Here is a 12,329-nt window from a genome sequence, read left to right as displayed (position 1 = left end):
AGATCAGGGAAAAGGAATCCCGAAAGAAGACCAGAGCCTGGTTTTTCAACCTTTTTTTCGGAGTGACAATACCGCGAACATTAAAGGGTATGGAATTGGTCTGTCGCTGGTGGAGCGGATCGTAAAGCTGCACAATGGCACGATCACCATTCAACCCAATGAGCCAAAGGGTACCACCTTCCGCATTAAACTTTCACACCTCTAAGCAAATTCTAACGCGCAGTTAACGCGTTTTTAAGTATTGAATGATTAATTTGTATTGTCGCGGTATTCACATGCGACCAATCAAACGAATTTCATTTTTTGTGGTGTTAATAAGCAAACTTGGCAGGTGTGTCTCACGCCTGCCAAAAGTTTTTTGTGGGTAAATTAACCTGCCCTTCGACTGCGCTCAGGGTGACAAAGATCGATTGCCTTTGTCACCCTGAGCGCAGTCGAAGGGCAGTTGTAGAGCGCTACGATCGAAGGGCTACATCAATAGTACTTCTAATGCTTCTTCCTTATTTCAATAATCTTCAACTTATTCAGCAACTTGATCACCGGGTAGGTCGGATCTACTTCGTACCATCTTGAACCGAAGTTGATTGAATTTGGACGCTTGTGGTGATTGTTCTGGAAAAGCTCACCTAGCATCAAGAAGTCGAAAATCAACGAATTTTTGGACTTATCATCATTATCGAAGTTCTGATAACCATATTTGTGACCACTCCAGTTCACGATTGCACCGTGGATCGGGCCCATCAAAAAGTGGATTGGCAAAAGGAAGAAAAACGCCCAGTGCATATCCAGGTACACGTAAGCCAGGATGTAGAACGCCATGTAAAGCAATCCCCAGCCAATGCGGGAAATCCAGGAATCACCCAGTTTTTCCACGAAATTCCATTCAGGATAATTTCTTTCAAAGCGATTTTCGATAGCCCGTTTGCGGCTCAGTACTGCATTATAGATATGCTTTGTTTCCCACATCATGGTAAATACATTTTTGGTATGATGCGGTGAATGCGGGTCTTTTTCAGTGTCACTGAATGCATGGTGCATCCGGTGCAAAATCGCGTAAGCGCGGGGGCTCAGGTACGACGAGCCTTGGGAAATGTAGGTGAGTAAATAGAAAAAACGCTCCCACGGTTTGCTCATGATAAACATTTTATGAGCAGAATAGCGGTGCAGGAAGAAGGTCTGGCAGAAAAGAGAAAGGTACCAGTGTAAAACAAATACGATAAGAACAATATACATGAAACGCGTGCAGGATTTTAAGAACGAAGTTTGTACAAAAGTAAGCGTAAGTGGGTTAAAAACCGAAATTTAAGCGAGTAAAATGGAATATAACGTTAAATGCTTTTCATGTAAAAGTTTGAGATCCCGGAATTTTACTGGATCATAAATGCGTAGCTCAACAGATTTGCGCCCATTTGAAGTGCTTTTCTGCGCATTTCTTCGGGATCATTATATACACTTTGATCCTCCCACCCGTTGCCGAGATCGGTTTCGTAGCTGTAATAACAAACCAGCCTTCCCTGCCAGATCAATCCAAATCCCTGCGGCTGTTTGCCGTCGTGTTCATGCACTTTGGGCAGCCCTTCCGGAAAAACGTATTTGACGCGGTAAATCTGGTGATCAAATGGGAGCTCAACGAAACTAAGTTCAGGAAATACCTTCTTCATTTCCCGACGCACAAACTGATCCAGTCCATAATTATCATCAATATGCAGAAAGCCGCCGGAGAGCAGGTAATTCCTCAAATTTTGCGCCTCCGAATCATTGAACACCACGTTCCCGTGCCCGGTCATATGCACAAACGGATAAGTAAAAATATCAGGGCTGCCCACTTCCACCACATCCTCCGCCGGATTGATATTCATTTTCAGCTCCGTATTACAGAATTTGATCAAATTCGGAAGCGAAGTCTTATTCGCATACCAGTCTCCCCCACCGCCATACTTCAACTTGGCAATCTTCAAGGAAGACTGGGCTTGCGACGGAAGCACAAGTGCAAGCAGCGCGATGGCAAGAAGGAGTGTTTGGCGCATGGAAAGTTTTGATGAGTGAATGGGTGAATGACCGAATGATTGAATGACCGAATGATTGAATGATTGAATGAAAAGTTAGTGAGTTAGTGAGTTGCGAGTGAACGATGCAGAGTTTAAACCAACGAATTGACTGAATATAAGTAAGTTAGGACCTCATTAACAGTTAAAATCATCATACCTGTTACATCAGACTTCCGTAGGTCACATTCAGTCATTCAATCATTCGGTCATTCAAAATTCATTCTCCAAAACCTCCTGCGCCAGATTGATTGCGTGGCAACCTGTGACGGCGGCGGTTTCGGTTCTTAGGCGGGTTGGGCCGAGGGATACTGTGGTAAAACCCTGTTCCAGGGCTAACTCAATCTCCTTCTCACTAAAATCGCCTTCCGGACCTATTAACAAAGTCGTTTCAGTGTTTTTTTTAACCTTGCTGAAAACATGCGCTACCTTATATTGATCGGGCACGTACGCGATCAGCTTCGTATCTGTTGTTACGTTTTTTATAAACGAATCAAAACGGTTGTTTACTGTAATAATTGGCATATAATATTGTTGCGACTGCTTCATCGCACTTGCCGCAATGCGGTTAAGCCTGCCCAGATTCACTACCCGGTTGAGGGTTTCGGGATTGGTATGTTCCGTGACGATGAAATCAATGCGCTCCACGCCTATCTCTGTCATTTTCTCGACCATCCACTCATTTCTTTCCGCCTTTCTGGTGGGAGCTATCGCCATATTTACGGTAAAAGGCCGGGGTTCGATCAGGCTGGTTTCAAGAACTTCGTAGCTCACCTTTCGCCCCTGAATATTCAGCACGCACTTGCGGAGCTGACCTCTTCCATTTGTTACTAAAATCATATCCCCGGATCCAAGTCTGAGTACCTTGGTGCTGTGTTTTGCCTCCTCTTCTTCCAGTTCAAAAACACTATCCTCGGGTTGGTAAAAAATGTGCATTTCTAAGATTGGCGTTTGCCTTTTAATGAGTGGTTTTGTTCAAAAATAGGTAAATAATTGGCATTTGCTCAACATAATTGAAATTAGCTACAACCTAGTATCCGACAAATCCTGACAAAGCTATTTATAACATTTTACTAATATTTTCTTAAATGATAAGCCGTTTTGAGCCGCGTTTAGCAGGTTTTCGCAGAATTTTTCCAGAATTCACCTGCTGAACAAACCAAAGCAATTTATAAGAAAAGTACATCTTTTACTGACAATACTACCACGAACGCAATAATATTCTGCGTACACTGAATTTTTCTTATTTTTTATTTTTTGGAAATGCAATTTTGCATTAATATTGTGCCGTTCAAATTATTCGTCACCACTTTATCTAGTACTATTATGTCTAAGTCCAAGCTGGAATATATTTGGTTGGATGGCTACAAGCCGACCCAAAGTCTACGCAGCAAAACCAAAATCGAAGATAATTTTAGCGGCAAATTGGAAGATTGCAGCAACTGGTCGTTCGACGGTTCGTCAACTGAGCAGGCGCTGGGCGGTTCTTCTGACTGTTTGTTAAAACCTGTCTACATTATTCCGGATCCACAACGTAAAAACGGATATTTGGTAATGTGCGAAGTATTGAACGCAGACGGTACTCCTCACATCTCAAATGGTCGTGCAACTATCGAAGACGACGATAACGACTTCTGGTTTGGTTTTGAGCAGGAGTATTTCCTTTGGGACAATGAAACCAACAAACCTTTGGGCTTCCCTGCAAACGGGTACCCTGCACCACAGGGACCATACTACTGTTCAGTAGGCGCACAAAATGCATTTGGCCGTGAGATCATCGAAGAGCACCTTGATGCATGTCTTGAAGCAGGTTTAAATGTAGAAGGCATCAATGCAGAAGTTGCTGCCGGTCAGTGGGAATTCCAGATTTTTGCAAAAGGCGCGAAAGAAGCTGGTGACCAGATCTGGTTGGGCCGCTACTTGTTGGAGCGTATCGGTGAAAAATATGGTGTATCTATCAACTGGCACTGCAAGCCACTTGGCGCACTTGACTGGAATGGTAGCGGTATGCACGCTAACTTCTCTAACACAGCTTTGAGAACTGCAGGAAGCAAAGAAGTATTCGACAAAGTTTGCGAATCTTTCCGCCCTGTTGTTAAAGAACATATTGAAGTTTACGGTGCAGATAACCACCTGCGTTTGACTGGAAAGCACGAAACTGCTTCTATCCACGATTTCAGCTACGGTGTTTCTGACCGCGGTGCATCCATCCGTATCCCTGTTCTGGTTCCTCAGAAAGGATGGAGCGGATACCTGGAAGATCGTCGCCCTAACTCGGCTGCTGATCCTTACAAAGTAGCTGCACGTATCATCAAAACTGTTAAATCTGCGGTTTAGTCGCATTAACATAGCAACAACAGAAAAGCCACCGAAAGGTGGCTTTTCTGTTGTTGCAGTAAAAAATTAGTTAGAATCAATCTTCGTCTTCACTTCCTGTGAAGGAATACAAAGTCGGATCAAGCTGTACCCTGTCTGCATTGAACAAGGCGATGAACTCGTCGATTACCTTGTCGGTGATTTCTGTTTTATTAAGACCAACTTCCAATCCTACGCCATACTCGAATGTATCGTCAATCTCAACATGCTCGCGCACGGTGATCTCTTCATTTTCTTCAATCTCTTCGATAAACTCGGTGAGCAGCAACTCGGCTTCGTCCTCATCTTCCTCGCTGATTTTATAGTCTGCGGGGCGCTCGTCCTGCGAAACATAATGCGGCATTTCCTTCTTCAAACGCTCCAGAGCCGCATCGTATACAAGTGTGGAATGGTGTAGGCGCAATGTATAAATCAATGCGTCGTAAATGACTTCCGACTCTTTATACATACCAACAAACTGCACGTGTGCGTGTTCATTGTTTTCGTCTTCATCTTCAAATTCATCATCAACGTAGATGAAGTTGGCTCTCTCGGCTTTGCACTCCCTTTTCAGCTGAGCAATTTCTTCTGGATCGAATCCCGGATTCATGATTTTCAATGTTTGTTACTAAATAAGCTGTGTAATTTACTCCAAAAATAGCATTTCGCGGTACTTTGCCAAAGGCCAATCTTCATCGTCGATCAGCAATTCAAGCTTGTCAACGTGGTAGCGGATCTCTTCAAAAAAGCCTTTCACCTCTGAACCATACATTTTTGCACGTTCAAAAAGGTTTTCAATATTGTTCGCGGTTTTCCTGCTTTCCGTCATTTCATGCACCAAACGTTTGATCACAACAATGTGCGTTGAAATGTCGCGGATAATTTCCTTGATCGGCCCGGCTTCTTCCAGCATTTCCAGGTCGGTCAGCGCGCGGGCTGTCTGCGCCAGCTTAAACTGGTACTTCACTACTGTCGACACAATGTGGTTCAAAGCAAGGTCACCGATCACGCGTGATTCGATTTGCAGCTTTTTAACATAATTTTCCAACTCAATCTCATAGCGGGCATGCAGCTCTCTTGAAGTGAAAACTCCCATTTTCTCGAAAACAGCAATTGTCTTCTCTGTTTTATAAGCATAAAGCGCGTCGTAAGTGGCGCTGATATTACTCAGCCCACGCTCTTTCGCCATTTGAATCCACTCCTCGGAATAACCGTTTCCTTCAAAAAGTATATTTTTAGATTCTGTGAAATAACGTTTGAGGATTTCTACGGTGGCCACTTTCTTCTCTTCGCCTGCCGCCAGCCGCTCGTCCATTTCCCTTTTGAAATCCATCAGCTGGTTGGCCACGATCGTATTCAGAACAATCATCGGCGAAGCGCTGTTCTGCGCGCTTCCAACAGCGCGGTATTCAAATTTATTCCCGGTAAAACAGAATGGCGAAGTCCGGTTCCTGTCCGTATTATCCCGCTGCAAATTTGGGATGCGCGATATACCCAGCTTATAGTAAAAGTTCTCTCCTTTTTCGAGCGTGATTTCTCCTTTATTCACCAGCTCTTCCAGCATATTCGTCAACTCATTTCCCAAAAACACCGACACAATGGAAGGCGGCGCCTCGTTCGCCCCGAGCCGATGTTCGTTACCAGCAGAGGAAATGGATGCACGCAGCAAGTCCGCGTGGTCGTGAACTGCTTTTACAACATTCAGCAAGAAAGTCAGGAAGCGCAGGTTTTCCTTCGGCTTTGAAGTCGGCGCAAGCAGGTTAATGCCAGTATCCGTACCGAGCGACCAGTTATTATGCTTGCCGCTGCCGTTGATTCCTGCAAAAGGTTTTTCATGGAAAAGCACCTGAAAATTATGCCTCTCCCCGATCTTCTGCATTAAATCCATCAACAATGCATTGTGATCGATGGCCAGGTTCACCTCTTCAAAAGTGGGTGCGCATTCAAACTGGCCCGGCGCCACTTCATTGTGACGGGTACGTACCGGAATGCCGAGCTTTAACGCTTCGAATTCAAAATCCACCATAAACGCATTGACACGCGGCGAGATTGATCCGAAATAGTGATCGTCGAGCTGCTGACCGCGCGCCGGGCTGTGACCAAACACCGTTCTACCCGCCATTAACAAGTCGGGACGGGCATAGTATAAGGCTTTATCCACCAGGAAGTATTCCTGTTCAATCCCGAGCGTGGGAGTTACCTTACTTACATCACGGTTGAAAAATTGGCAAACGCCGGTAGCTGCTTTGTCGAGCATCACCAGCGAGCGAAGCAGTGGCGCTTTGTAATCCAGCGCCTCGCCTGTATAGGAAATGAAAACAGATGGAATGCAAAGCGTTTTACCGCCGGCACCATTATCCATTAAAAAAGCGGGTGAACTAGGGTCCCAACCCGTGTATCCACGCGCCTCAAAAGTTGCGCGCAAGCCGCCGCTAGGGAATGAAGAAGCGTCGGGTTCCTGCTGCACCAATGCACTGCCTTTGAATTTTTCGACCGCCCGCCCGTCCATGGTAAGGTCAAAGAACGAATCGTGCTTTTCGGCGGTTGTACCTGTCAGAGGCTGGAACCAGTGCGTATAATGTGTTGCACCTTTTGAAATAGCCCAGGATTTCATAGCTGCCGAAACTTCATCCGCCACCTCCCGGTCAATAGTTGACCCTGACCGGATCGCAGTTGAAATCTTTGCATAAGCCTCTGCCGACAGCAGGGTTTTCATTACTTCATCATTGAAAGTGTTGCTTCCGTATAGATCAGCTACTTTTTCAACGGGAGGAGTTAAAACAGGCGAAACCCGCCCTTGCGCAATTTCAAATGCTTTGGAACGAAAAGTCATGTATTCAATCAGTTATATTAAATCTCCCCAAAATTATTTATTTAAGGATAGCAACACCAATGCTGGGGTACATTTTCACACTTATGTTTTGTCGCTGATCGCACATTATACTCATTTTTAAGAACTTTACGGAATATTTTGATTGACACCAATGCGTAAAAGAATTGAATTATTTGCCCTCTACGGGCTGAGCTGGATCGTACTTTTCCAGCTTTTCCGCCTTCTCTTTCTTGCTTACCATTACCAGAAAACGCTTGAACTCCCCTCTTCACTCTGGGTACAAAGTGCAGTACATGGACTGAGAATGGATATTTCGTTTGCCGCCTATATCCTCGCAATCCCGACCATCCTGCTGATTTTCACAGCCCGCAGGTGGGACTGGTACAAGCGCTTCCTGCTCATTTACAGTTACGTACTCGCAGTTATAATCGTGACACTTACGGTTATTGATCTGGAACTGTTTAAAGCCTGGGGGTTCAGGATCGACAGTACTTCACTGCATTACCTTGAAACACCCGGTGAAGCACTTGCCTCGGCAGGCGCCGCGCCCATTCTGCCGCTTCTGCTGCTGTTGCTTGGGCTGCTTGCATTAACAGTAACAGTACTACGCAACATTACCAGCCGCAGTATAGCAGCTTTCGTCCCTGTGAAGTTCGTTTACACGCTACCGGTTTTCCTGATCCTCACAGCTGCTTTGATCGTCCCGATCCGCGGCGGTTTTCAGCTGGCTCCAATGAACGAAAGTGCTGTGTTTTTTTCGGATAAGAGTTTCGCGAATTACGCGGCGGTTAATGTACCCTGGAACTACATGAGCTCCATTATCAATGCTTCTTACAGTAACAAGAATCCTTTCATTTACCAGGATGAAGCAAAGGCAGAAAGATTGGTCCGAAACCTTTACAAAGTGAATGGAAAAACAGAGCAGGTGATTGACTCAACTGCCAGACTGAATGTAGTGGTTATTATCTGGGAAAGTTTTACAGCAAAAATATCCGCTAGTCTTAATGGTGTTCCGGGCGTGACGCCGCAGTTTGACAAGCTGGCACTAGAAGGAATTCTATTTACCAATATGTACGCGAGCGGCAACCGGAGCGACAAAGGTTTGGTTGCGATATTGAGCGGCTACCCTGCCCAGCCTACGCATTCCATCATTAAAATACCTAAAAAAACGAGTACGCTGCCCACTTTACCCCGTGTATTCCGGAAAAATGGCTGGCAAACTTCGTTCTACTACGGCGGAGAAACCGAGTTCGCGAATATGAAATCTTATCTGTTGCAGGACAACTTTGACCGGATTGTCGACAAGGATGATTTTGACAAAGCCGATATGAACTCGAAATGGGGCGCGCACGATCACGTTGTGCTCGACAGGCTACTTGATGATCTAGACAAAGAAAAGCAGCCATTTTTCTCAACCTTGTTCACATTAAGTAGCCACGAACCTTTCGAAGTGCCGGTGAAAACTACTATTGCCGGAAATGATCCGGAGCATTTGTTTATGAATGCACACCATTATACCGATGCGGCCATCGGCAACTTCATCCAAAAGGCAAAATCCAAACCCTGGTGGAAGAATACGCTTGTTATCATACTGGCCGATCACGGGCATCCGCTGCCTTACACGCAAAAGACCAAACCTTCCGAGTTTCACATTCCGATGCTCTGGCTGGGCGGCGCGCTGGTTGGTTCGGGACGGAAAATAGATGCATTATGCTCGCAAACGGACGTGGCAGCTACATTGCTGAATCAGTTCAGACTTTCGTCTGCGCAATTTGAATGGAGTAACGATATCTTTTCTGCTGGCCGCGAATCGTTTTCTTACTTCGCATTCAATAACGGATTGGGCTGGATCAGGCCGGGCGGATTTCTGATCAGGGACAACATTGGCGGGAATATTACGGAAAGAGAAGGAACGTTCGATCAGTCGGAAGAAGAACTGGCGAAAGCATACCTCCAAGCTTCTTTCGGAGATTATTTAAAGCGTTGAGCATAAAAGCTGTATTTTTGCGGGATAATCAGGAAAAATGAAAAAAGTCGCTTTTTATACACTGGGCTGTAAGCTCAACTACTCAGAAAGCTCTTCGATCGCGAGGATGTTCGAAGCAAAAGGGCATTCCAGGGTTGAGTTCAATGAAAGCCCGGATGTTTTCATCATCAATACCTGCTCGGTTACCGAGAATGCAGATAAAAAATGCCGGAAAATCGTGCGTGAAGCACAGAAGATCAATCCCGACGGCTATGTGGCCATTATCGGCTGCTATGCGCAATTAAAACCTGCCGAAATATCCGAGATACCAGGCGTCGATGCGGTACTTGGTGCCGCCGAGAAGTTTAGGCTGGCAGATTTGGTCGATACTTTTGAAAAAACACCCGTAGGTCAGCCCGCCAAAATCATGGCTTCGCATATTGACGAAGCCGTCGATTACCACACTTCCTACTCGCTGAACGACAGAACGCGCACATTCCTGAAAGTCCAGGACGGCTGCGACTATCCCTGCTCCTACTGTACCATTCCATTGGCGCGCGGAAAAAGCCGGTCCGACAGCATTCAGAATATTGTGAAAGCAGCACACGAAATTGCGGCTCGGGAGGTGAAAGAAATCGTACTCACCGGTGTGAACATTGGCGACTTCGGTATCCAGAATGGAGAACGCAGGGAGAGTTTCCTGGATCTTGTAAAAGCTTTGGATGGAGTAGAAGGGATCGAGCGTTTTCGCATTTCATCCATCGAACCTAACCTGCTGACCGACGAGATCATTGCATTCGTAGCTCAGTCTAAAAGGTTTGTTCCGCATTTCCATATTCCGCTGCAATCGGGTTCCAACAAAGTACTTGGATTGATGAAGCGGAGGTACAAAAGAGAATTGTATGCAGAGCGCGTAGCGAAAATCAAATCATTGATGCCCGACTGCTGTATTGGTGTGGACGTGATTGTAGGTCACCCAGGCGAAACGCAGGAGCTCTTTGAAGAGAGTTACCGCTTTTTAAATGAGCTTGATATCTCCTACCTGCACGTATTTACTTACTCGGAAAGGGAAAATACAGCCGCTTTGGAGATCAAACCGGTTGTACCGAAAAATATCAGAGCCGACAGATCAAAAATGCTGCATATCCTCTCCGACAAAAAACGCCGTTCATTCTATGAGCAGCAAGTCGGTAAAACAGGGACTGTGCTGTTTGAAGACGAAGTTCAGGACGGTCAAATGCTGGGTTTCAGTGAAAACTATGTACGCGTTTCAGTGAAATATGATCCGCTGCTGATTAACGAGACGAAATTTGTGAAGTACGAGCAGCTGAATGAAGCAGGATTAATGGAAGTGACAGAAGTAGAATCGGAAATGCTTGTACATTAAGCGGCTCTGCTCACCAGGTAATATTTTGATATCAATGCATAAAAAGGAAAGCCCGGCACAATGCCGGGCTTTCCTGCTATTTAAATAAACGTTGAGTAAAATTAAGCCTCAATCATGAACTCGTCGTGCTGACTTACGTCCAAACCAGCTTTCTCATCCTGCTCGGATACGCGAAGTGGTAAAATCAGGTCAGTGATTTTCAGAAGAAGGAATGAACCGGCAAATGCGAAGGCAGATACACCAACCAGTGCGATCACGTGGTTGATAAACAGCTTGGTTTCGCCGAATGCAAGACCCTGGTCAACCACCAGCGGGTTAACGCCGCTTGTAGAGAAGATACCAGTCATTAACATACCAACCATACCTCCTACACCGTGGCAAGGGAACACGTCAAGTGTATCGTCCAAAGTGGAACGGGTGCGCAGGTGCGCTACATAGTTACTGATAATGGAAGCAACTGTACCGATGAAAAGAGATGCAGGAACAGTTACGAAACCAGCAGCAGGTGTGATCGCTACCAAACCTACAACCGCACCGATACAGAAACCAAGTGCAGATACTTTCTTTCCTTTTGCAGCATCAAAAAGAACCCAGGCAAGACCAGCTGCGCCAGCAGCTGTGTTGGTAGTTGCGAAAGCAGATACCGCCAAAGGACCAGCAGATAATGCAGAACCTGCATTGAAACCGAACCAGCCGAACCAAAGCAAACCTGTTCCCAAAAGAACGAAAGGAATGTTTGCAGGTGGCAATACGTGGTCTTCAAGAAGTGATTTACGTCTTTTCAGGTAAAGCGCACCAGCCAATGCAGCCCAGCCAGCAGACATGTGAACAACAGTTCCACCCGCGAAGTCAAGCACACCCATTTTGAAAAGGATACCATCGGCATGCCACGTCATGTGCGCCAGCGGAGCGTAGATGAAAATACAGAAAAGGATAATGAACAATACATAAGAGCGGAAGTTGATACGCTCTGCCATTGAACCGGTTACCAGTGCAGGGGTGATCACCGCAAACTTCATCTGGAACATCGCGAACAAAGCGAAAGGAATTGTTCCCCAAACCGGACCGTCCAATACGCCTTTGAACATAAAGTGCGTGAATGGATTTCCTACAACGCCGCCGAAATCATCGCCGAAAGCAATACTGAATCCTACCACTACCCATAATACACTGATTACCCCCATTGCTATAAAGCTTTGGAGCATGGTAGAAATTACGTTTTTGTTGTTAACCATCCCGCCGTAGAAATAAGCCAGACCGGGCGTCATCAGCAATACCAGCGCGGCTGAAACCAGCAACCAGGCTGTATCACCGCCGTTTACTCCTTCGGTGACAATTTGAGTCGGAACATTTGGCACGAAGGCACCGAGGATTGCGATTACCAGAAGGATAATCAGTGGGATAAAACTGCGTTTTTCCATTTTTGTAAATTGTTATTATAGGTAGATTAAGAAGGTATATTGTAACTAATTAGAATTTGTAAATGAATGCAAGTCCGAATGTGGTCTGGCTGTTTTTAGTCCAGTTTCCATCTGAATCTTCAAACTGTTGCTCTTCACCAGCTCCTGAAAGCTTGGGATAAGCATCCAGGCGGAATTCAGGTTTTACAAGAATGTGTCCGTCAGCAAGGCTGATGTTACCTGTCAGCGTAACCGAGTTAACCTTTGTTCCGGCTCCGCCACGTGTCAGCAGCGAACGCACGCCATTGTCGTTGTTGAAGTACTCGTAACGCGCCCCGATTCC

At 45.8% G+C, this 12,329-nt stretch carries 11 protein-coding genes; 4 read left to right on the top strand and 7 right to left on the bottom strand.

The window, feature by feature from the left end; translation table 11 throughout:
* Positions 1–205 (top strand): sensor histidine kinase (locus ACTIE6_RS05355; RefSeq protein ID WP_439555645.1); only part of this gene is annotated, 205 nt, incomplete at its 5' end.
* 281 nt (positions 206–486) lie between these two features.
* Here the strand turns inward: ACTIE6_RS05355 and ACTIE6_RS05350 are convergent.
* The 3 genes from ACTIE6_RS05350 to ACTIE6_RS05340 all read right to left on the bottom strand — a co-directional run bounded on the left by ACTIE6_RS05350 (position 487) and on the right by ACTIE6_RS05340 (position 2,981).
* The gene (locus tag ACTIE6_RS05350) at positions 487–1,233 is read right to left on the bottom strand and encodes an acyl-CoA desaturase (protein ID WP_439555644.1); all 747 of its coding nucleotides are present in this window, start codon (positions 1,231–1,233) and stop codon (positions 487–489) included.
* 134 nt (positions 1,234–1,367) lie between these two features.
* Positions 1,368–2,027 carry a DUF4159 domain-containing protein gene (locus tag ACTIE6_RS05345; protein WP_439555643.1) on the bottom strand — a complete coding sequence of 220 codons (660 nt, stop codon included), beginning with the start codon at positions 2,025–2,027 and terminating at the stop codon, positions 1,368–1,370.
* 231 nt (positions 2,028–2,258) lie between these two features.
* The gene (locus ACTIE6_RS05340; protein ID WP_439555642.1) at positions 2,259–2,981 is read right to left on the bottom strand and encodes an RsmE family RNA methyltransferase; all 723 of its coding nucleotides are present in this window, start codon (positions 2,979–2,981) and stop codon (positions 2,259–2,261) included.
* A gap of 390 nt (positions 2,982–3,371) precedes the next feature.
* Here ACTIE6_RS05340 and ACTIE6_RS05335 point away from each other — a divergent pair, with 390 nt between their 5' ends.
* Complete coding sequence (locus ACTIE6_RS05335; protein ID WP_439555641.1) at positions 3,372–4,382, top strand: glutamine synthetase beta-grasp domain-containing protein; 1,011 nt, start codon at positions 3,372–3,374, stop codon at positions 4,380–4,382.
* A 76-nt stretch (positions 4,383–4,458) separates the two neighbouring features.
* On the opposite strand, the gene ACTIE6_RS05330 is transcribed toward ACTIE6_RS05335, so the two are convergent.
* Together ACTIE6_RS05330 and ACTIE6_RS05325 are read right to left on the bottom strand one after the other, a co-directional pair.
* Positions 4,459–5,010 carry a hypothetical protein gene (locus ACTIE6_RS05330; protein WP_056289244.1) on the bottom strand — a complete coding sequence of 184 codons (552 nt, stop codon included), beginning with the start codon at positions 5,008–5,010 and terminating at the stop codon, positions 4,459–4,461.
* A 36-nt stretch (positions 5,011–5,046) separates the two neighbouring features.
* Positions 5,047–7,233, bottom strand: coding sequence for a glutamine synthetase III family protein (locus ACTIE6_RS05325; RefSeq protein ID WP_439555640.1), 2,187 nt, complete (start codon positions 7,231–7,233; stop codon positions 5,047–5,049).
* Positions 7,234–7,384: 151 nt separating this feature from the next.
* Between ACTIE6_RS05325 and ACTIE6_RS05320 the strand changes: the two genes are divergently transcribed.
* Both ACTIE6_RS05320 and mtaB read left to right on the top strand, forming a co-directional pair.
* Complete coding sequence (locus ACTIE6_RS05320; RefSeq protein ID WP_439555639.1) at positions 7,385–9,220, top strand: LTA synthase family protein; 1,836 nt, start codon at positions 7,385–7,387, stop codon at positions 9,218–9,220.
* A gap of 37 nt (positions 9,221–9,257) precedes the next feature.
* The gene (mtaB, locus tag ACTIE6_RS05315; protein WP_439555638.1) at positions 9,258–10,586 is read left to right on the top strand and encodes a tRNA (N(6)-L-threonylcarbamoyladenosine(37)-C(2))-methylthiotransferase MtaB; all 1,329 of its coding nucleotides are present in this window, start codon (positions 9,258–9,260) and stop codon (positions 10,584–10,586) included.
* Positions 10,587–10,687: 101 nt separating this feature from the next.
* Here mtaB and ACTIE6_RS05310 read toward each other — a convergent pair whose 3' ends face one another.
* Positions 10,688–12,007 (bottom strand): ammonium transporter, encoded by a 1,320-nt coding sequence (locus ACTIE6_RS05310; protein WP_056289258.1) that lies wholly within the window; start codon positions 12,005–12,007, stop codon positions 10,688–10,690.
* 49 nt (positions 12,008–12,056) lie between these two features.
* Positions 12,057–12,329 (bottom strand): outer membrane beta-barrel protein (locus tag ACTIE6_RS05305; protein WP_439555637.1); only part of this gene is annotated, 273 nt, incomplete at its 5' end.

Source organism: Dyadobacter sp. (genome assembly GCF_051859145.1).
Lineage (GTDB): Bacteria > Bacteroidota > Bacteroidia > Cytophagales > Spirosomataceae > Dyadobacter.
This window is presented reverse-complemented; position numbering and strand designations above follow the sequence as displayed.

Bases quoted from the DNA above. Each gene is read 5' to 3' on its own strand.
- ACTIE6_RS05350 (WP_439555644.1), bottom strand. From the start codon at position 1,233: ATGTATATTGTTCTTATCGTATTTGTTTTACACTGGTACCTTTCTCTT.
- ACTIE6_RS05345 (WP_439555643.1), bottom strand. From the start codon at position 2,027: ATGCGCCAAACACTCCTTCTTGCCATCGCGCTGCTTGCACTTGTGCTT.
- ACTIE6_RS05340 (WP_439555642.1), bottom strand. From the start codon at position 2,981: ATGCACATTTTTTACCAACCCGAGGATAGTGTTTTTGAACTGGAAGAA.
- ACTIE6_RS05335 (WP_439555641.1), top strand. From the start codon at position 3,372: ATGTCTAAGTCCAAGCTGGAATATATTTGGTTGGATGGCTACAAGCCG.
- ACTIE6_RS05330 (WP_056289244.1), bottom strand. From the start codon at position 5,010: ATGAATCCGGGATTCGATCCAGAAGAAATTGCTCAGCTGAAAAGGGAG.
- ACTIE6_RS05325 (WP_439555640.1), bottom strand. From the start codon at position 7,233: ATGACTTTTCGTTCCAAAGCATTTGAAATTGCGCAAGGGCGGGTTTCG.
- ACTIE6_RS05320 (WP_439555639.1), top strand. From the start codon at position 7,385: ATGCGTAAAAGAATTGAATTATTTGCCCTCTACGGGCTGAGCTGGATC.
- mtaB (WP_439555638.1), top strand. From the start codon at position 9,258: ATGAAAAAAGTCGCTTTTTATACACTGGGCTGTAAGCTCAACTACTCA.
- ACTIE6_RS05310 (WP_056289258.1), bottom strand. From the start codon at position 12,007: ATGGAAAAACGCAGTTTTATCCCACTGATTATCCTTCTGGTAATCGCA.